Here is a 19,172-nt window from a genome sequence, read left to right on the forward strand (position 1 = left end):
TCATTTAGAAAAGAGTAAAGTTATCTATCATGGTAATGAGTGGATGACTGGATTAGGTATACTCTATATTCGTAAATATTTGCCAACGGTTGCTACAATATTTACTACTCATGCAACAAGTATTGGTCGTAGTATAGCTGGAAACAATAAACCATTATATGAATATTTTTATAATTATAATGGTGACCAGATGGCAAGAGAACTGAATATGGAAAGTAAGCAATCTATTGAAAAGCAAACAGCACTGTATGTTGATTGTTTTACTACAGTAAGTGATATTACAGCTGCAGAATGTAAGCAGCTTTTAGATAAGCCTGTAGATGTCGTATTACCTAATGGATTTGAAAATAATTTTGTACCTAAGGGTAGTGCTTTTACTTCCGCTCGATTGAAAGCTCGTAAAAGACTATTGAAGATTGCAAATGCTTTGACCGGTGATCATTTTGATAAGGATACGATGATTATATCTACGAGTGGACGTTATGAGTTTAGAAACAAGGGTATAGATGTCTTTATCGAGTCTATGAACCGATTACGCCATTCTGTATCGTTAAATCATAAAGTCGTAGCGTTTTTGATGGTGCCAGGTTGGGTTGCAGATGCTCGAGAAGACTTGGTAGAGCGTTTGAGAGCTGATCATGAATTTGATACAGCACTTGATAATCCTCGTATTACTCATAATCTTTATAATTTTAATGAAGATCGCGTGTTGTCTATGATGGATTATCTGGATATGCATAATTGTAAGGACGATCAAGTTAAGGTTATTTTTATTCCAACTTATCTTGTTGGTAATGATGGAATTGTTAATATGCCTTATTATGATGTAATATTGGGTAATGATTTGTGTGTTTATCCGTCTTATTATGAACCATGGGGCTATACACCTTTGGAATCTGTCGCTTTTAAAGTTCCTTGTATTACTACAGATTTGGCAGGTTTTGGTTTGTGGGCTAATAAAGTCAAGGGTACTTATAGTGAGATTGAAGATGGCGCAAAGGTAATACATCGTACTGATTCTAATTATTCAGACGTTGTTGATACGATAAAATGTACTATTGAAAAATATTCGCACATGTCAGCTCAAGAAGTAAAAAAGTGCAGGGAGCATGCTGATAAGCTTTCGAAGAAGGCACTTTGGAGCAAATTTATAGCCTATTATGAAACGGCTTATGATTTTGCTTTGAAAGCTGCTAATAAGAGAAATGAAAATTGATTTTAGAGATATAATTACTAATAGAACAAATTATGAAAATTAAAGCAGATTATGCTAATGAGCCTCAATGGAAGCAATTGACCATTAAGTCTCGTCTTCCAGAAGAGCTCAAATGCCTTGATGAGATAGCTCACAATATGTGGTGGGCTTGGAATTACGAAGCTCGTAACCTGTTTAAAAGTCTTGATGAACCGCTTTATGAGTCTGTAAGTCATAATCCCGTTTTGCTTTTAGACCGTTTAAGTTATGAACGTAAGGAAGCTATTGTTAAGGATAAAAACTTAATGAAAAAGGTGAAGGAGGTTTATGATAAGTTCTGTAACTATATGAATGTCAAACCGAATTCAAAGCGTCCTTCTGTTGCATACTTTAGTATGGAATATGGTCTTAATCAGGTCTTAAAAATTTATTCGGGTGGCCTTGGTATGTTGGCTGGTGACTATTTGAAAGAGGCTTCTGATAGTAATGTGGACTTATGTGCAGAAGGTTTTCTCTATCGATACGGCTATTTTACACAAACCTTAAATATGGATGGTCAGCAGATTGCAAAGTATGATGCTCAGGATTTTAATTCTCTTCCTATTGAGCGTGTACTTGATAAAGATGGCAATCCTCTCGTAGTAGATGTACCTTATATGAACTATCAGGTGCATGTTTATGTTTGGGCAGTAAATGTTGGCCGAATAAAATTGTATTTACTGGATACTGATAATGAATTAAATTCAGAATATGATAAGCCTATTACACACTCTCTTTATGGTGGTGATTGGGAAAATCGTCTGAAGCAGGAGATACTTCTTGGTATTGGTGGTATTTTAACTTTGAAAAAGTTAGGTATTAGCAAGCAGATTTATCATTGCAATGAGGGGCATGCAGCTCTTTGTAACTTACAGCGTCTTTGCGATTATGTAGAGAGTGGGCTTTCCTTTAATCAGGCGATGGAGTTAGTTCGTGCTTCTTCATTATATACAGTACATACACCAGTTCCTGCAGGGCATGATTATTTTGACGAGCAGTTATTTGGTAAATATATGGGTGGATATCCTCAGAAGTTAGGCATTTCTTGGGATGAATTCATTGGTATGGGCCGTTCAAACCCTGATGATCATGGAGAACGTTTCTGTATGTCAACTTTTGCTTGTAATACTTGTCAGGAAGTTAATGGTGTAAGTAAGTTGCATGGTTGGGTAAGCCAAAAGATGTTTGCTTCTTATTGGAAAGGTTATTTCCCAGAAGAAAACCACGTGGGTTATGTAACTAATGGTGTGCATTTCCCAACTTGGTGTGCAACAGAGTGGCGTAAGCTTTATGATAAGTATTTTGATGAATCTTTCATGAGTGATCAGAGTAACGAGGATATATGGCATGCTATTTATAATGTTCCTGATGATGAAATCTGGAATACTCGTATGATTCTGAAGCAAAAACTAGTGAAATATATTCGAGAAAAGTTTACTCAGGCTTGGTTGAAGAATCAGGGTGATCCTTCTAGAGTAGTCTCTTTGTTAGAGCGTATCAATCCAAATGCCTTGATGATAGGCTTCTGTCGCCGTTTTGCAACTTATAAGCGTGCACACTTGCTCTTTACTGACCTTGATCGTCTTTCTAAGATTGTTAATGATCCTGAGCGCCCTGTATTGTTCTTCTTCTCAGGTAAAGCTCATCCAGCTGATGGTGCAGGTCAAGGCTTGATTAAAAGAATTTTTGAAATTAGTCAGCGTCCTGAATTTTTGGGTAAAATTATTTTCTTGGAAGACTATGATATGCGTTTAGCGCGTCGTTTAGTTTCAGGTGTAGATATTTGGATGAATACGCCAACCCGTCCTTTGGAAGCATCTGGTACATCTGGTGAAAAAGCTGAGATGAATGGTGTTGTAAATCTATCTGTTCTTGACGGATGGTGGGTAGAAGGATATCGTGAAGGTGCTGGTTGGGCTTTACCACAGAAACGTACTTACGAGAATCAGGAATATCAGGATCGTTTGGATGCTGCAACTATTTATAGCTTACTCGAAAATGATATTATCCCAATGTATTATAGTAAGAACGAAAAGGGGTATAGTGAAGACTGGATTAAAGTTGTAAAGAATAGTATTGCTACAATTGCTCCTCATTATACGATGAAGCGACAGTTAGACGATTACTATGATAAGTTCTATATTAAAGAGGCAGCTCGCTTCAAGAAACTTTCAGCTAATGATAATCAGTTGGCTAAGCAAATTGCTTTGTGGAAAGAAACTGTTGCAGAGCGTTGGGATTCTATCCATGTGGTTTCTAAGAATGATGAGGTGCTGACTAATGGAGCAGAAACAGGTGTGAAGTACAAATTACAGTATGTTATCGATGAGCAGGGACTTGATGATGCTGTTGGTTTGGAACTTGTAACGTTAAATAATGAGCATAGTCATTCTGACCATCAGGTTTATTCTGTTGATGAATTTAAGGTAGTAGGCCATGAAGGTAATAATTATACCTTTGAGGTTGAAGTAGAACCGAATGAAGCTGGTACTTTCCGTACGGGAGTAAGAATGTTCCCTAAAAATAAGGAATTACCTCATCGTCAGGATTTCTGCTATGTAAAATGGTTGGATTAATCTTTGTGTAAAATTATAAATAAAAAAGACAGGTCGAATCGTAAAAGAAGCGACCTGTCTTTTAGTTATATCATTACTTATTTATACTAAGTATTGAGAAGAAATGCTCTGATTATCCTCTACACGACGGATAGTTTCAGCAAACATTTCAGCAATAGAAATCTGCTTAACCTTAGAGCAGCGGTTAGTATAAGGGATAGAGTCTGTGAAGATGATTTCTTCCAAAGCAGAGTTCTGAACTCGGTCAGAAGTAGGGCCACTCATTACACAGTGAGATGCAAGAGCACGAACAGTTTTAGCACCTGCTTCCTTCATAATGTCAGCAGCTTTAGTAATTGTACCTGCAGTGTCTACCATATCATCAACAATGACAACATTCTTGTCTTTGACATCACCAATAATCTGCATGCTTGCAACTACATTTGCACGAGCACGTGTCTTATTGCAGAGTACAAGTGGGCATCCGAGATACTTAGCATAGGTATTGGCACGCTTAGAACCACCAACGTCAGGAGATGCTATAACCAAATCTTTCAATTTCAGGGATTGAACATAAGGGAGCAATACACCAGAAGCATACAAATGGTCGACTGGTACATCAAAGAATCCCTGGATTTGATCAGCATGGAGATCCATTGTAATCAATCGGTCAATACCAGCAACACTCAGAAGATCGGCAACAAGTTTAGCGCCGATGCTAACTCTTGGTTTGTCCTTACGATCTTGACGAGCCCAACCGAAATAAGGAATTACTGCAATGATATGACGCGCAGAAGCTCGTTTTGCGGCATCAATCATCAAGAGTAGTTCCATCAAATTGTCTGAATTAGGGAATGTACTCTGTACCAAGAATACGTCGCGTCCACGAATAGATTCTTCGTATGATACGGCAAATTCACCATCAGAAAACTTGGTTACGACCAAATTACCTAAAGGGCAATTTAGGCTCTGACAAATTTTTTCTGCAAGGTATCTCGAGTTTGTACCTGAGAATACCAAAAATTTAGAGTTTTGTTCACTCATTACCTTAGCGTTTATATTTATTAAAGTGTGATATTCTAGCCTATTGCTTTTCTTATTTTGTTGAAATGTGAAATAAGTTCTTTAAAATCAGTTTCGCTATGGATATTAAATTTATTCCACAAATCACCGCAAATAACAACTCCTCCAAATCCTAACTCTTTAGCAAAGCGAATATTCTCAAGGGTCATACCGCCACAGGCGTAAACTTTTTTGTCTATAAGCCCTTTATTCGCAGCATACTCTAGTTGGTTCAACGTAAAAGAAGCCTTTTGTTGAGGAGCCTCAATTCCGTCGAAAATATTTTTTAGAAAAACATAATTAGTTTTTTTCTTAAGCTCCTTGAGTTGCTCAATATCTGTACACGTTCTGCTAAATGTACCTTTATATCCACTAGGCAAACTCTCTGTCATTGTATCCAAATGGATTCCTGCCAGATTATATTCCTGTTTCAAATAAAAATGGTTGTGAACGGTAATCTTCTTATAGAAGTCTTCAGATAGTAAAGATAGCAGGCGCTCTGAATACATTGGTTCAGCATTTGGCTTGTACAAATGTAAGTTATCCATTCCCTCTTCAAAGAGCGTGGCAAGTATTTTGTCTTCTTCCACAAAGAATGTGGATTTAGTCATTATTACTAGCTTCATCGTCTGTTAATCTTTTCGAGTGCAAAAGTATAAAAAATCTCAGAAATGAGCAATATTATCCATGATAAAAAGCTATCTTTGCACGATAAAATTAATTTTGGTCAAATTATGAAAGTCAATTTGGACACGTTTCAACAGATAAATAAACCGGTTTATGTATTAGAAGAACAGAGACTTCGTAACAATTTATCTTTGATTTCAGAGGTAGCACGAACTGGTGGAATTGATATTATTCTTGCTTTTAAAGCTTATGCTTTGTGGAAAACTTTTCCTATTTTTCGTGAATATATTCGTGCAACAACTGCGAGTTCTTTAAGTGAAGCAAAATTAGCTCTTTTGGAATTCGGCAGTAAGGCTCATACGTTTTCTCCTGCTTATACAGATTATGAAATTGACGAAATAGCGCATTGCTCAAGTCATTTAACTTTTAATTCTTTGAGTCAGTATCAGAGATATCATCAGAGAGTAAGACAAGCCAATAGTGAAATAAGTTTGGGTATACGAATTAACCCTGAATATTCTGAAATAGAAACAGATTTATATAATCCTTGTGCACCAGGTACTCGTTTTGGTGTGTCGGCTGATAAATTACCAGAAATATTACCTGAGGATATAGAGGGCTTTCATTGTCATTGTCATTGTGAAAATGGTTCTGATGTTTTTCAGAGAACATTAACTCATATCGAAGATAAGTTTGCTAAATGGTTTCCTCAAATTAAGTGGATAAATTTTGGTGGCGGACATCTTATGACTCGTAAAGATTATGATATACCTTTGCTTATTCAAATTTTAACCGATTTCAAAAAAAAATATCCTAATCTTCATGTGATTTTGGAACCTGGTAGTGCTTTTGGTTGGCAAACAGGCTCTTTGGTTTCTCAAGTTGTTGATGTCGTAGAAGATAAGGGGATAAAAACTGCAATATTAAATGTAAGTTTTACCTGTCATATGCCAGATTGTTTGGAGATGCCTTATTGGCCATCTGTTAGAAATGCCAAAGTTATAGAAGGAAGATATGATAAGTCTATACCTTATTTATACAGACTTGGTGGCAATTCCTGTTTGAGTGGAGATTTTATGGAAAGTTGGCAATTTGATCATGAACTTCAAATCGGTGAAAATATTATTTTTGAAGATATGCTTCATTATACGACAGTGAAAACAAATATGTTTAATGGTATTACACATCCTTCAATTGGTATTGTTCATCTTAATGGAGAACTTGAAATCTTGAAGGATTTCGGTTATGAAGATTATCGTGATAGAATGGATTAATTACCTAAATAAAGCTCTGCTTGATATCAAGTGGAGCTTTATTTAGGTAATAATTTTAAGATAATAGACGAAATTACTGTATAAAAAAAATATCTATTTTTGAAAAAAAACGATTGAAAAGTTTGCTGGTTAAAAAATAATGGTTATCTTTGCAACCGCATTGAGAGAAGTGCTTCTATTTTTATAGAATTTATGCGGAAATAGCTCAGTTGGTAGAGCACAACCTTGCCAAGGTTGGGGTCGCGAGTTCGAGTCTCGTTTTCCGCTCATTTATTGGATAAGACATGAAAGATTTTTCTTTCACGAAAAGGCCCAGGTGGCGGAATTGGTAGACGCGCACGTTTCAGGTGCGTGTGTTTTTCAACGTGCAGGTTCGAGTCCTGTTCTGGGCACTTTTTGTTAATTACTTCAATGGAGAGGTGGCGGAATTGGTAGACGCGCTACTTTGAGGGGGTAGTGTTAATTGTGACGTGGGAGTTCGAGTCTCCTCCTCTTCACTAGTAATATGTTTTATCGTTTTTCTTGCGGAAATAGCTCAGTTGGTAGAGCACAACCTTGCCAAGGTTGGGGTCGCGAGTTCGAGTCTCGTTTTCCGCTCTGTTTTCCTTATATCTTTTTCATTTTTCTTGTTTTAAGGAAAATTTTTTTACTCATTATCTGATTTAAAATGAATTTATATTTAAGATACTTTGATAAAGAGATATTGGTTAGTAGCGTTGATGATGCTATAGGTTTCTTACGTTCTATTTCAGAAATAGCTCTTGATGAGGAAACTGAAGCAGATATTCGGGAATATGCTGCTAGTGATGTCTTTTTCCCTAAAAGATATAAGGTTCGTCCTCGTGTATATTTTATAGTAATAAAGACAACTGCTGCTAATATGCAGGATTTTAAAGAGAAAAAAGCTATACGACCTGCAGCAGTATCAAATGAGCATAAAGAAATGAACAATACAGTAGTAACAAAGTTAACAGAAGAAGTTCCGGGGTGGTATGAAGGATCTTTGGATTTTAAACGTGTAGTAATGATACCGGCTACAGGTAAGCATGAATATAGAGATACTCATTTCGTTGCTGATGTAAAGGCTGTATCAGGGCAGGATTGTTATAATCGTATTGTAGAGTATCTTCGTGATCACGTAGATAGTCGTAGTCAGTTTCCTTCTGCAAAAGGAAAAAATTTCCATTTCAAGTATCTTGGAATGTGGAAGTAATTGTATGAGGTTTTTGCAAATCTGATAAGAGATGAATAAAGTAATGCTTATAGGTAATGTCGGTAAAGATCCTGATGTACATTACTATGATGCAGATCAGGCAGTTGCACAATTGCCTTTGGCTACAACCGAAAGGGGATATACTCTTCAAAATGGTACAGTAGTTCCTGATCATACAGACTGGCATAATCTTGTTTTTTATAGTGGGTTGGCTAAAATAGTAGAGAAATATGTCCGTAAGGGCGAAAAGCTTTATATTGAGGGCCGAATACGATATCGCAACTATAGTGACCAGCAGGGAAGAAGGCATAATGTAACAGAAATTATTGTTTCTAACATGGAAATGCTTTCTGGTCATTCAGAATCTTCAGCTGCTCAGAAACAAACGACATCCGAAACAAAAGCATCTGAGGGGGATCAAATGAAAGATGATACCGCTAAAAAATTACCATTTTAATGTTATTCAGAAAACTTGGATACAGATATATTTATACAATTTAGTAATTTCGTAGAATTTCGACCAATTACTTTTGAAATTATAGTAGCAGCTATCTTAGCTGCTATGTTACTTTTATGCTCTGCTTATGCCAGTGGCTCAGAAATTGCTTTTTTTAGTCTTTCTCCCAATGATATAGAAGAACTTGAAGAAAGTAAATTGCCTGCTGATAATAAAGTTTGTCAGTTAAGAGAAAATTCTGAGCGTACGTTGGCAACGATATTGATAGCTAATAACTTTATTAATGTTACTATTGTGATGTTGAGTAATTATATATTCAATTCGATAGTGATATTTAAAGTAGAGTGGCTAGAAATATTGTGTATTACCATTTTACTCACTTTTCTATTGCTTCTTTTTGGAGAAATAATGCCTAAAGTGTATTGTCGTCAAAATTCCTTGAAGTTTTGTCGTTTTGCTGCAGGAGGTATTTTAATTCTTCAACGAATTTTTTGGCCACTCGAAACAGTATTGCTTCGTAGCGGTGTAATTGCAGAAAAAGCTGTTCCCAAAGAGAATAGACAGTTAAGTGTAGATGATCTTGAACAGGCTTTGGAGTTAACTGATAAGAATGATATTAAAGATGAGCAAAGTATGTTACAGGGTATCATTCGGTTTGGTGATGAGACAGCAAAGGAGATTATGACTCCTCGTCAAGACATGGTCGATTTGGATATCAAGTGTTCTTACGCTGAAGTATTGAAAAGTATTGTAGAGAATAATTATAGTCGTATTCCAATATATCAGGATAATGATGATCAAATAAGAGGTGTTCTCTATATAAAAGATTTGTTGCCTCACATTAATAAACCTGCTAATTTTAGATGGCAGAGTTTAATTCGTCCACCGTATTTTGTACCGGAAACCAAAAAAATTGATGATTTGCTTCGAGATTTTCAAGAAAATAAGGTGCACATTGCTATCGTGGTAGATGAATTTGGTGGAACAAGCGGGCTTGTTACATTAGAGGATATATTGGAGGAGATAGTTGGTGAAATCAACGATGAGTATGATGAGGAAGAAAAGTTTTACATAAAGCTTAATTATAATACCTATGTCTTTGAAGGTAAAACGTTATTGACCGATTTTTGCAAGATATTGCAAATAGATGATGATGAGTTTGCAGAAGTAGAGGGCGATGCTGATTCTTTAGCTGGACTTTTACTTGAGTTGAAAGGTGATTTTTTAAGTTTGCACGAACGTATAGATTTCAAAAATTATTCCTTCGAAGTTATGGAAGTTGATGAACGCAGAATCAGTAAGGTAAAAGTTGTTATTCATCGTAATTTGTAGTTCTTTATTCGTTATTCATTATAGGATATGGCATTACTTTCTATTCGTCATCTTTGGGATGATGTTAATTTAGGTATTTGGGCAATAGAGGAAACTGTAGAACAGTTATTTGAACAATATCCCCATTTGAAGGATCTTAAAGTGTATTTAGATGAGAAGTACAAGAACGAAGGGCGAAAAAAAGAAATACTTGCAGTAAGAGCATTATTGTATGAAATGACTCATGAAGAATCATCTAAACGTATCTCACATGAACCTTCAGGTAAACCATTGTTAAAGGGATATTTTATTAGTATAAGTCATACAAAAGGTTATGCTGCAGTTATCATGTCTAAAACAAGAAATGTGGCTGTAGATATTGAATATGTGAGCGATAGAGTAAGTAAAATTGTGGATAAGTTTATTCGCTCTGATGAAGATTCCAGTACAATAGAAGTTCAGTTGAAAAACTGGTGTGCTAAGGAAACGGTCTATAAGTATTTCTCTGAGGAGGATTTGCAATATTCCGAAATGAGATTACATGATTTATCTTCATCTCATGCTTTAGTGGATGATTTGAAAATAAAAAAGACTATTGATGTCTTTTTTGACACCAATAGTCAATATGTTCTTGCATATTCCTATTAAAGCATACCCTTAGAACTTGGCAGTTCAAAATGGTAAATATCTCTTTTGACTGCCATATTCAAGGCACGGGCTAGAGCTTTAAATATACCTTCAATTTTGTGATGCTCATTAAATCCTTCTGCTTTAATATTTAAATTCATTTTTGCTGCATCACTAAAACTCTTGAAGAAGTGGATAAACATTTCGGTTGGCATTTCTCCGACTTTCTCTCGCTTAAATTCAGCATCCCATATCAGCCATGGGCGCCCGCCAAAGTCAAGAACAACCTGACACAAACAGTCATCCATTGGTAGACAATAACCATATCGTTCGATACCACGTTTATCGCCTAAAGCCTTGAGTATGCATTCGCCCAAGGCTATGCCTGTATCTTCTATAGTGTGATGCTCGTCAACGTGCAAATCTCCCTTAGTGTGGATGGTCAGGTCCATTTTGCCATGTTTTCCAATTTGTTCAAGCATATGGTCAAAAAAGCCCAATCCCGTAGAAATGTCACATTTGCCAGAACCATCTAAGTCAACTTTTATATAGATATCAGTTTCCTTGGTCGTTCTTTTAACTTCTGCTATTCTTTCGCCGGCGAAAAGAATTTCAGCGATTTTATCCCATGTTAAGTTATCTTTTCCCAGAATGAGTGATTTGCATCCAAGATTATTGGCGAGTTCTGCATCTGTTTCGCGATCACCGATAACATAGCTTCCTGCAAGGTCGTATTCGGGATTATTTATGTATTGTGTCAACATTCCAGTTCCTGGTTTACGCATGGGAGAATTGTCTTCTGGAAAATGACGATCTATTAGGATATTATCAAATGTAATGCCTTCACTCTCTAACGTTTGGAGTATGAAATTATGGACAGGCCAAAATGTATCCTCGGGAAATGATTCTGTTCCAAGACCATCTTGGTTGCTTACCATTACAAATTCATAGTCAAGTTTACTTCGTATAAATCCTAAATTTTTGAAAACGCCTTTGGTAAATTTTAGTTTAGCAAAACTGTCAATTTGTTCGTCTTCAGGTTCTTCTATAAGAGTACCGTCTCTGTCAATAAATAGTAACTTTTTCATTTTATTAGGTGTGTTGATTTTTCTAGTTCTTGTGCTTCTATAGAACCAAATGTAAAATAGAGAGCTGCCAGTAGCCAATATATAGCAAAAAATGTGATAGCATTAATAATCGTATTTGTTCCTATTAATAAGACTGTAAAGTAGACAGGGGTGCCAAGAGGATCGCCATCTAGAGCACCTAGTTGAGATACAGCCTGCGTGATAAATAGTATCCATACAGGAATCGCTATTATTGATATGATGATTCCTGTTATCAATGAACTAAGAAATAATGTCGCTGTAGTTATGCCCCAATGTTTAAAACCTAATTTAATAGATTTTATGGCCTGAATAAAATTACACTTATTATTGTTATATTTGAAAAAGGAATAAGAAATAGGGGCAGAAATTATCATTACTATAAGAGCAACCAAACTTATTATAAGGGTAAATTGTAAGTGTCTTAGATTCATTTTTGCAGCTATCGCTATACCTCCATACATGCAAGCAACTATTGCAACAATTGCTACAAGAATTGCAAATATAGTAAATGCGGTAACCTTCTTAAAATGTGATTTTAGAGAAAAACCATCGAAAAATTTCAAAAAAGAAGCAATATAGTATATAAAACTGGTAATTACAGAAATAATAAGTAAAAGCCCGATATAGATAGTTGGCATGATATGGGCTGTACTCCATTCTGTTAATTGCTTGTTAGGCAGTTGGCTATAAATAAGAAAACTGGTTAGAAATGAACATAATAAAATTGGAAACCAAGTCTTCTTAATGAGGTCTTGAAAGTTTGTTGTAATAAATTTAAACGCTTCATGCATGCATGAAGAAAAACTTCGATTTTTAAAAATGTCTATTTCCATATCTTCTAAATTCTGAACAAGTAATCGCAGTAGCGATTGCTACATTCAAACTATCTGCAGTGTCTTTTCCTTCAGGATAATTTGGAATGAGCAATTTGTGTGTAACCATAGCTGCAATGTCTGGAGAAATACCCTTCCCCTCATTTCCCATAATAATCAGTCCGTGGCTACTTAATTCTTGTTGATAAATGTTTTTACCATCAAGAAGTGTTCCATATATAGGTGTTGACTTATCTATTTGCTTTAAGTATTGTTTTAGATCAGTATAAGTAATCTTAACCCTTGCGATACTACCCATAGTTGCTTGTATGACTTTTGGATTATAAATGTCTGCAGTATCCATACTACAAACAATATTTTCTATACCAAACCAATCAGCAATACGAATAATTGTACCAAGATTTCCGGGGTCTTGTACATCATCGAGGGCTAAAGTTAGTTTTTGTGTGGGTAAGGAAACCAAATTCTTGTCAGTTTCGTTTTTGAATTGTGGGAAAACAGCCAATACCTGCTGTGGATGTTGTAAGAAACTTACTTTTCGAAGTTCTTCAGCAGTTGCTTCGATAACCTCACAATTGTGACTAACATTATTTTCCAGTAGCCATTTCTGAGTGGCTACTATAAGGGTAGGGTTGAGAAGTTTTAAAAGATCACCTACGATCTTTGGTCCTTCTGCTACAAAAACACCTTCTTCTTTGCGATGTTTTTTTTGTTCCAGCGAGTGGATGTATTTAATCTTTGCTTTACTAATCATTTCATTGCAAAGATAATAAAAAGAACAGATACAACGATTGTTGAATATCAGAAATTTTATTTTTTCCCAAATCTTAAACCCTGTATTCGCTTTTTATTTATACCTTTGCAGCAAATAAACATTCCAAGTGAAGAAATCCAATTATTATATACTTTTTTTGTTATTGTTTTTGACTGCTTGTTCTGCTTCAAAATTTGTTCCGGAACAAGAGTATCTTTTAGACGCAGTCGAACTCAAGTCTGATCAGAAGGACTTAAATCTTTCGGCACTTAGTTCTTATGTAAGGCAAAAAGCAAATTCTAAATGGTTTTCAATATTCAAGGTCCCTCTTGGTGCGTATTCTCTTTCAGGTAGAGATACATCTAAATGGATAAATCGTACATTACAAAATATTGGTGAAAAACCTGTTATATATGATACAGCTCAGGCTAAGTTATCATGTGAAGATCTTCGTCTTGCATTGCATAATCTTGGCTATTTGAATGCTTCTGTGGATTTAAAAACAAAAATCCGTGGGAAAAAAATTAAGGCTATCTATACTTTATATCCTGGAGAATCATATTATATTGGTAAAGTGAACTATGATATCCAAGATGAAAATATAGCAAAAGTGTTGAGGCTGGATATTCTATCGAATAGAAAATTGAAGCCAGGAATGCAATTTGTGGTGAGTGTTTTAGATAATGAGCGTAAAAGGATAACTTCGATTCTTGAGGATAGTGGCTATTATCGTTTTCATAAGGACTTCATACAATATACAGCTGATACTATTCAAGGGAGTAAAGAGGTTGGAGTTACTCTTCATTTGTATAAATATCGTGCTAGCTCGAATTCAGTTGAAGTTCCTCATACTCGTTACCGTTTGAGAAATGTTAATTTCTTAACGAATGACTCAGATGGATTTCATATACGCAAGAGAGTGTTGGAGAATGCAACTTTTCTTACGCCTGGCGATTATTATAATTCATCCGATTTACATCGGACCTATAATAAGTTTAGTAGATTACAAGCGGTAAAGTATACGAATATCCGTTTTTTAGAAGTTCCTGATACAAATCTTTTAGATTGTAATATTCAGATAAGTACGAATAAGCCTTCTACCATATCTTTTTTGCCGGAAGGGACTAATACTGCTGGTGATTTGGGAGCTGCTGCATCTTTAACTTATACCAATAGAAATCTGTTTCGTGGAAGTGAACAGTTTAGCGTAACTTTAAGAGGTGCTTATGAGGCAATTACCGGCTTGGAAGGATATCAAGATCAGGATTATCAAGAATATTCTATAGAATCTAAACTCCAGTTTCCACGATTTGTAGCTCCGTTCTTATCAAAAAGTTTTCAGAAACAAAACGCAACATCTGAATTGTCAGTGGGATGGAATTTGCAAAATAGACCTGAATTTCACCGTCGAGTATTTTCTGGCGCTTGGAGATATCGGTGGAATGAACCTAGTCATTCTATCAGTTATCGTCTAGATCTTCTAGATTTGAATTATGTTTATATGCCTTGGATTTCAGAAACATTTAAGCATGATTATCTAGATAGTGTAAGTAACAGAAATGCTATTTTGCGTTATAATTATGAGGACCTTTTTATTATGAAGATAGGTTTTGGAGTTAATTATAATGATGGAATAGATGCATTTAGAATTAATGTAGAAACTGCAGGTAATTTGTTGAGTGGATTGGCTAGTATCGGTAATTTTAAGAAGAATGACGATCAACAGTATACGTTGTTTAATATAGCTTATGCTCAGTATGCAAAATTTGATTTTGATTATACTCATTTATTTAAGTTTGATAATAGAAATACGTTAGCTTTACATGCTGCTTTTGGAATAGCTTATCCTTATGGTAACAGTACGATATTACCATTTGAAAAGAGATATTTTTCAGGTGGAGCGAATTCTGTAAGAGGATGGAGTGTGCGTGAATTAGGACCAGGTAGGTTTAGAGGAACTGATGGACGAATAGACTTTGTAAATCAGACAGGTGATATGAAATTAGACCTAAATGCAGAATTACGTTCGCATTTATTTTGGAAATTTGATGGTGCTTTTTTTGTGGATGCTGGTAATATTTGGACTTTACGAAATTATGAGGAACAGCCTGGAGGGCAATTTAAGTTTAGTGAATTTTATAAGCAAATTGCGGTAGCCTATGGATTAGGTTTACGTCTTAATTTCAGCTACTTTATACTTCGTTTTGATATGGGTATGAAAGCTATCAATCCGGCTTACCAGACCAGCAAAGAGCATTATGCAATATTTCATCCAAACTTTAATCGTGATTTTGCTTTTCATTTTGCGGTAGGCCTTCCATTCTAATCTTCCAGTTTCGGTTAATATAGATAGCCTGAAGAGTAAAAGAACCTTCATTAATCATATGGCATGACGTGCCTATCGTGTCCATTTGGAGGAAGTTTTTTACTGTAATTTTTACAGTTGCAGTATTGGTGTTATCATTGATTTCGACATCTTCGATTTCGCATGAAGCACCCTCTGTTTGATTTCTTAAAGTATCTATATCTACATCGTGAACATTAGAAGAAGCATATTTCAGCCATTTTTCTGATGTTGATGTGCAATATGGCATGGCATCTTTAAATCTCCAATTATAATAATAATAAGCAAATGAATCAACTTGCGCTATTAACAGTTCTTCTTTGCTCAATTCTTTTTCACTACAGGAGTTAGTAAATATCATGCATAATGCTATGATAATAATAAGAAGACAATATTTTGTAGAAAATAAAATTTTCATATTTCGCTTTATTATTTTAGACAAAGATATATAAAATTTTTGAGTTACAATTTTTTTTATTACCTTTGTTTTAAAATTTAAAAATTAAAGATGCTAAGATTTATATCCTTCGGTAGCGGTAGCAGTGGTAACTGCTATTATCTATATACCGAAACGGATTCTTTATTGATAGATATAGGAGTAGGAATAAGAACGCTTAAGAAGCATTTCCATAATTATGGTATGCAGCTTAAGGATATTCAACATGTCTTAATAACTCACGATCATGCTGATCATGTGAAGTCTGTCGGAAGTTTGAGTCGAGATTATGGCTTAGATATTTATACCACGCACCGTGTGCATACTGGTATAGATCACAACTGTTGTGTGAGATGTAAAATTGCTCCGGAGCGCATTAAAGTAATAGAAAAAGGTAAAAGTTTCACTTTGGGATCTTTTGAGATTACTCCTTTTGGCGTGCCACATGATAGTACTGATAATGTAGGCTATAGTATTGTTGTAGGAGGTGTTACATTTTGTCTGATGACTGATGTGGGCCATATTACAGATGAAATGAAAGGCTATATAGGCAGTGCTAATTATCTTGTAATTGAGTCTAATCATGACGAAGATATGGTTCGCCAAGGGCCTTATCCTATGTATCTAAAAACTCGAATACTAGGTGATACAGGTCACTTAAGTAATAATAATTGTGGATTAGCTCTTGCTGAAAATGCCACAGAAAAATTAAAACAAGTGTGGCTTTGCCATTTAAGCGAAGAGAATAATCATCCGGAATTAGCTCGCAAAACAGTAGAAAGTGTTTTGCGAAGTTATGGTATTATTGTTGGGAAAGATTTTAAATTAGAGGTGCTTAAGCGGCGAACTCCTAGTGAAATTTATGAATTGAAATGAAATAGCCTAGTTTGTAAAAGGAAAAGAAAAATGTCTTGGGATGATTTCCTATTAGGCTTTTTCTTATTCTTTTTTGTGTTATTTTATATATCATTCGAATAATATTTATCAGATGATATCTTTGAAGAAATGTTGTTATTTTAATTAGGGTAGAGTATCCTTTTAAGTCATTAGAAAATGCTGAGAGTGTTTGTAGACCTTCTTCGGTTTTGATTATAAAATGTTCATTATCTTCGAAATCCTCGAATATAACAGGATTATTGATGTGGTTGATGCGAATACCATTTTCTTTTAGCTGACGTCCAAATACAACATCTTCATATCCATAATGCTCAAACCTTTCATCGAAAGGTATACGAATCATGATCTCTCTCTTGATAAGAAAGTTCGAGGTGTGAAAATCCTGATATGGATTTTTGCGTCTTTCTAGGTAAGTGTGAGTGCGTTCTGCCTTTTTTTCATATATATATCTTAGGTTGTTTATATGTTTATTTGGGTTGTTATCTGTTAAATAACCACCATAAATTACATCTCCTTCCGATTGAAGATACTTAGATATATAATCTGAATTTTGAATACTCATGTCGCAATCTATAAATAAAAGCCATGGGTATTTTGCTTTTTGAGCAAGAAAGTTCCTGATTTTTGCTCTTCCCACATTTACATCTCTGCGAATAAAAAGACAATTGCTCCAATTGCTAATGCTTTGATTAGAAGCCCATTCTTTTTCATTTGTAGAGCCATCATCTGCAACAATGATTTCGTAGATTAAATCATTAATCAAAGAGACTTGTTCTTGTATAGACTTTACAAGTTTGATACAACAAGTGTTGTATTCTGGAATTAGGATAGATAACTTTTTTTTCATAATGTGCATTTGGGAGATAAAAGCAACTTCACAGAAAATAACTAATGATTTACTGAAAATATTTTGTTGTCTTATTATTTTTTTGTTTCTTTGCGAGAAATTTGGCGAAGATATTATTAAAATTGTTATATTTTAAATTGAGATGAAAATGAATTTTCGAAAATGTACCCTTTTGGTTATTTTGTTTTTGGGTGGGTTGAGTGTACAAGCTCAAAGTTTCTCAAGTATTCTTAAAAGTGCAGCAGGAGAGGTTGCGTCAACTGCTAAAAATTCAGAATCAAGTATTGTTTCTGGATTAACATCTATATTTAATGCTTCAAAGGTTGCAACAGTGGCTGATTTGGTTGGTACTTGGAAATATACGGAGCCTGCCATTGTATTTAAAAGTAGCAATTTGTTAAAAAATGCTGGTGGAAAATTGGCAGCTGCAGCTATAGAGAAAAAACTGCAGACACAATTTGCCAAATTGGGAATTAAGAAAGGACAAATGTCTATGGTATTTGATAAGTCTGGTAATTTTACTCAGACTATAGGTAAGAAGAAAATTCGTGGAACTTATTCTTTAAGTGGTCAAAATATAAGCCTAAAATATGCTGGACTGGTTAGTCAAGTTGGTACGACACAGGTAGATGGAAATAATCTGCTTTTTGTTATGGATGCTTCTAAATTGTTGAAATATGCTAAGTCTATTGGTGCATTGACAGGTAATTCTACATTGAATTCATTAGGTTCTCTTGTGAGCAGTTATGAGGGCATGCAAGTGGGATTTAGATTTAATAAATAGTTAATGAATCGAAAATTTTTGTATTTTGAGCGTTAAAGAATAAATTTGTTACTTCTACTAATATTTTTTTAGTTATCTTTGCACTCGCTGTCACGAGTTGGCAGTATAAAATTCAAACCTAATTAAATAAATAAAAAAAATGGCAACAAAAATTAGATTACAGCGTGGCGGTCGTAAAAGCTATGCTTTCTACAGAATCGTTATCGCTGACGTAAGAGCTCCACGTGATGGTAAGTTTACAGAGAAGATTGGTACTTTTAATCCAAACACCAATCCTGCAACAGTAGATTTGAATTTCGATCGTGCTCTTTTTTGGGTAGAGAATGGTGCTCAGCCAACTGATACTGTTCGCAACATCCTTAAGTCAGAAGGTGTATATTTGATGAAGCATCTTCGTGGTGGTGTTAAGAAGGGCGCATTTGATGAAGCTGAAGTACAGAAGCGTTTCGATGCTTGGAAAGCTAGCAAAGAACAGCAGGCTACTGCTGTAGCAGAGGCAAGTGCTAAAGCAAAGAAAGAAGCTGCTGCTAAGAATCTTGAAGCTGAAAAGAAGGTGAATGAAGCAATCGCTAAGAAGGTAGCTGACAAGAAGGCTGCTGAGGCTGCTGCTAAAGCAGAGGCTGAAGCTGCTGCTGAAGCTCCTGCTGCTGAAGAAGCTGCACCTGCTGAAGCTTAATTCAAGAATTCTTCAAAAGGAATTTGGCCATAATGTTTTTTACATTATGGCTTTTTTTATGTCCAAAATTCTTTTTCACCTGTAGGGTGCATGCAACTGTTGCATTTTGGACATGTCTTTCCATCCCAAGTT

18 protein-coding genes and 4 tRNA genes (1 of these 22 cut by a window edge) are annotated in these 19,172 nt (G+C 35.2%); 15 read left to right on the forward strand and 7 right to left on the reverse strand.

Annotation, left to right across the window (positions count from 1 at the left end; all coding sequences use genetic code 11):
* Nucleotides 1-1,216, forward strand: the 3' portion of a protein-coding gene (locus tag L6469_RS01330) for a glycogen/starch synthase (protein ID WP_006282476.1). The gene continues 446 nt to the left of window position 1, outside the view; 1,216 of the gene's 1,662 nt are visible here — the last part of the coding sequence; its start codon lies beyond the left edge, outside the window; it ends in the stop codon at nt 1,214-1,216.
* Nucleotides 1,217-1,248: 32 nt separating this feature from the next.
* Nucleotides 1,249-3,810: an alpha-glucan family phosphorylase gene (gene glgP, locus L6469_RS01335; RefSeq protein ID WP_237851106.1), complete on the forward strand. Its 2,562-nt coding sequence runs from the start codon at nt 1,249-1,251 to the stop codon at nt 3,808-3,810.
* 81 nt (nt 3,811-3,891) lie between these two features.
* Here glgP and L6469_RS01340 read toward each other — a convergent pair whose 3' ends face one another.
* Nucleotides 3,892-4,833 carry a ribose-phosphate pyrophosphokinase gene (locus L6469_RS01340; RefSeq protein WP_237851108.1) on the reverse strand — a complete coding sequence of 314 codons (942 nt, stop codon included), beginning with the start codon at nt 4,831-4,833 and terminating at the stop codon, nt 3,892-3,894.
* 35 nt (nt 4,834-4,868) lie between these two features.
* Complete coding sequence (locus tag L6469_RS01345) at nt 4,869-5,477, reverse strand: thiamine-phosphate pyrophosphorylase (RefSeq protein ID WP_027453381.1); 609 nt, start codon at nt 5,475-5,477, stop codon at nt 4,869-4,871.
* A gap of 108 nt (nt 5,478-5,585) precedes the next feature.
* On the opposite strand from L6469_RS01345, the gene nspC reads away from it, so the two are divergent.
* The 9 genes from nspC (at nt 5,586) to L6469_RS01390 (ending at nt 10,381) form a co-directional block, all read left to right on the forward strand.
* Entirely contained in the window at nt 5,586-6,752 is a 1,167-nt protein-coding gene (gene nspC, locus L6469_RS01350; protein WP_027453382.1) for a carboxynorspermidine decarboxylase, read from the forward strand.
* 194 nt (nt 6,753-6,946) lie between these two features.
* Nucleotides 6,947-7,019: transfer RNA gene (locus L6469_RS01355), tRNA-Gly, on the forward strand.
* Nucleotides 7,020-7,062: 43 nt separating this feature from the next.
* Nucleotides 7,063-7,144, forward strand: a tRNA-Leu gene (locus tag L6469_RS01360).
* Between the two features lie 21 nt (nt 7,145-7,165).
* Nucleotides 7,166-7,249, forward strand: a tRNA-Leu gene (locus L6469_RS01365).
* A gap of 27 nt (nt 7,250-7,276) precedes the next feature.
* Nucleotides 7,277-7,349, forward strand: a tRNA-Gly gene (locus L6469_RS01370).
* A 70-nt stretch (nt 7,350-7,419) separates the two neighbouring features.
* Nucleotides 7,420-7,965, forward strand: a complete 546-nt coding sequence (locus L6469_RS01375) for a hypothetical protein (RefSeq protein ID WP_006282471.1) — start codon at nt 7,420-7,422, stop codon at nt 7,963-7,965.
* Nucleotides 7,966-7,996: 31 nt separating this feature from the next.
* On the forward strand, nt 7,997-8,422 hold the full coding sequence (locus tag L6469_RS01380) for a single-stranded DNA-binding protein (RefSeq protein ID WP_006282470.1): 426 nt from the start codon (nt 7,997-7,999) through the stop codon (nt 8,420-8,422).
* Nucleotides 8,423-8,527: 105 nt separating this feature from the next.
* Complete coding sequence (gene gldE / locus L6469_RS01385) at nt 8,528-9,754, forward strand: gliding motility-associated protein GldE (protein WP_081456332.1); 1,227 nt, start codon at nt 8,528-8,530, stop codon at nt 9,752-9,754.
* A gap of 27 nt (nt 9,755-9,781) precedes the next feature.
* Nucleotides 9,782-10,381, forward strand: a complete 600-nt coding sequence (locus tag L6469_RS01390; RefSeq protein ID WP_006282468.1) for a 4'-phosphopantetheinyl transferase family protein — start codon at nt 9,782-9,784, stop codon at nt 10,379-10,381.
* On the opposite strand, the gene hisB is transcribed toward L6469_RS01390, so the two are convergent.
* Genes hisB through L6469_RS01405 form a run of 3 tightly spaced genes read right to left on the reverse strand, consistent with a single transcriptional unit; the run spans nt 10,378 to nt 13,056 of the window.
* Nucleotides 10,378-11,448, reverse strand: coding sequence for a bifunctional histidinol-phosphatase/imidazoleglycerol-phosphate dehydratase HisB (gene hisB, locus L6469_RS01395; RefSeq protein WP_006282467.1), 1,071 nt, complete (start codon nt 11,446-11,448; stop codon nt 10,378-10,380). The genes L6469_RS01390 and hisB overlap by 4 nt on opposite strands.
* Entirely contained in the window at nt 11,445-12,302 is an 858-nt protein-coding gene (locus L6469_RS01400; RefSeq protein WP_006282466.1) for a hypothetical protein, read from the reverse strand. Before L6469_RS01400 ends, hisB begins: the two co-directional genes overlap by 4 nt.
* Nucleotides 12,283-13,056, reverse strand: coding sequence for an RNA methyltransferase (locus L6469_RS01405; protein ID WP_006282465.1), 774 nt, complete (start codon nt 13,054-13,056; stop codon nt 12,283-12,285). Before L6469_RS01405 ends, L6469_RS01400 begins: the two co-directional genes overlap by 20 nt.
* 127 nt (nt 13,057-13,183) lie before the next feature.
* On the opposite strand from L6469_RS01405, the gene L6469_RS01410 reads away from it, so the two are divergent.
* Nucleotides 13,184-15,382, forward strand: a complete 2,199-nt coding sequence (locus L6469_RS01410; RefSeq protein ID WP_006282464.1) for a BamA/TamA family outer membrane protein — start codon at nt 13,184-13,186, stop codon at nt 15,380-15,382.
* Here L6469_RS01410 and L6469_RS01415 read toward each other — a convergent pair.
* Nucleotides 15,336-15,818, reverse strand: a complete 483-nt coding sequence (locus L6469_RS01415; RefSeq protein ID WP_027453384.1) for a hypothetical protein — start codon at nt 15,816-15,818, stop codon at nt 15,336-15,338. The two genes, L6469_RS01410 and L6469_RS01415, sit on opposite strands and share 47 nt — an antisense overlap.
* 90 nt (nt 15,819-15,908) lie before the next feature.
* Here L6469_RS01415 and L6469_RS01420 point away from each other — a divergent pair, with 90 nt between their 5' ends.
* Nucleotides 15,909-16,712, forward strand: coding sequence for an MBL fold metallo-hydrolase (locus L6469_RS01420; protein WP_027453385.1), 804 nt, complete (start codon nt 15,909-15,911; stop codon nt 16,710-16,712).
* On the opposite strand, the gene L6469_RS01425 is transcribed toward L6469_RS01420, so the two are convergent.
* Nucleotides 16,687-17,580 carry a glycosyltransferase family 2 protein gene (locus L6469_RS01425; RefSeq protein WP_006282244.1) on the reverse strand — a complete coding sequence of 298 codons (894 nt, stop codon included), beginning with the start codon at nt 17,578-17,580 and terminating at the stop codon, nt 16,687-16,689. The genes L6469_RS01420 and L6469_RS01425 overlap by 26 nt on opposite strands.
* A 148-nt stretch (nt 17,581-17,728) precedes the next feature.
* Between L6469_RS01425 and L6469_RS01430 the strand changes: the two genes are divergently transcribed.
* Together L6469_RS01430 and L6469_RS01435 are read left to right on the forward strand one after the other, a co-directional pair.
* The gene (locus tag L6469_RS01430; RefSeq protein WP_036858078.1) at nt 17,729-18,364 is read left to right on the forward strand and encodes a DUF4923 family protein; all 636 of its coding nucleotides are present in this window, start codon (nt 17,729-17,731) and stop codon (nt 18,362-18,364) included.
* 139 nt (nt 18,365-18,503) lie between these two features.
* Entirely contained in the window at nt 18,504-19,040 is a 537-nt protein-coding gene (locus L6469_RS01435; RefSeq protein ID WP_006282242.1) for a 30S ribosomal protein S16, read from the forward strand.
* The last annotated feature ends 132 nt before the right edge of the window (nt 19,041-19,172 follow it).

It is taken from the genome of Segatella baroniae B14 (assembly GCF_022024235.1).
In the GTDB taxonomy this organism is placed as follows: Bacteria; Bacteroidota; Bacteroidia; order Bacteroidales; family Bacteroidaceae; genus Prevotella; species Prevotella bryantii.

Excerpts from the sequence above, each read along its gene's own strand:
- glgP (WP_237851106.1), top strand. The coding sequence starts at position 1,249 with ATGAAAATTAAAGCAGATTATGCTAATGAGCCTCAATGGAAGCAATTG.
- L6469_RS01340 (WP_237851108.1), bottom strand. The coding sequence starts at position 4,833 with ATGAGTGAACAAAACTCTAAATTTTTGGTATTCTCAGGTACAAACTCG.
- L6469_RS01345 (WP_027453381.1), bottom strand. The coding sequence starts at position 5,477 with ATGAAGCTAGTAATAATGACTAAATCCACATTCTTTGTGGAAGAAGAC.
- nspC (WP_027453382.1), top strand. The coding sequence starts at position 5,586 with ATGAAAGTCAATTTGGACACGTTTCAACAGATAAATAAACCGGTTTAT.
- L6469_RS01375 (WP_006282471.1), top strand. The coding sequence starts at position 7,420 with ATGAATTTATATTTAAGATACTTTGATAAAGAGATATTGGTTAGTAGC.
- L6469_RS01380 (WP_006282470.1), top strand. The coding sequence starts at position 7,997 with ATGAATAAAGTAATGCTTATAGGTAATGTCGGTAAAGATCCTGATGTA.
- gldE (WP_081456332.1), top strand. The coding sequence starts at position 8,528 with ATGTTACTTTTATGCTCTGCTTATGCCAGTGGCTCAGAAATTGCTTTT.
- L6469_RS01390 (WP_006282468.1), top strand. The coding sequence starts at position 9,782 with ATGGCATTACTTTCTATTCGTCATCTTTGGGATGATGTTAATTTAGGT.
- hisB (WP_006282467.1), bottom strand. The coding sequence starts at position 11,448 with ATGAAAAAGTTACTATTTATTGACAGAGACGGTACTCTTATAGAAGAA.
- L6469_RS01400 (WP_006282466.1), bottom strand. The coding sequence starts at position 12,302 with ATGGAAATAGACATTTTTAAAAATCGAAGTTTTTCTTCATGCATGCAT.
- L6469_RS01405 (WP_006282465.1), bottom strand. The coding sequence starts at position 13,056 with ATGATTAGTAAAGCAAAGATTAAATACATCCACTCGCTGGAACAAAAA.
- L6469_RS01415 (WP_027453384.1), bottom strand. The coding sequence starts at position 15,818 with ATGAAAATTTTATTTTCTACAAAATATTGTCTTCTTATTATTATCATA.
- L6469_RS01420 (WP_027453385.1), top strand. The coding sequence starts at position 15,909 with ATGCTAAGATTTATATCCTTCGGTAGCGGTAGCAGTGGTAACTGCTAT.
- L6469_RS01425 (WP_006282244.1), bottom strand. The coding sequence starts at position 17,580 with ATGAAAAAAAAGTTATCTATCCTAATTCCAGAATACAACACTTGTTGT.
- L6469_RS01430 (WP_036858078.1), top strand. The coding sequence starts at position 17,729 with ATGAATTTTCGAAAATGTACCCTTTTGGTTATTTTGTTTTTGGGTGGG.
- L6469_RS01435 (WP_006282242.1), top strand. The coding sequence starts at position 18,504 with ATGGCAACAAAAATTAGATTACAGCGTGGCGGTCGTAAAAGCTATGCT.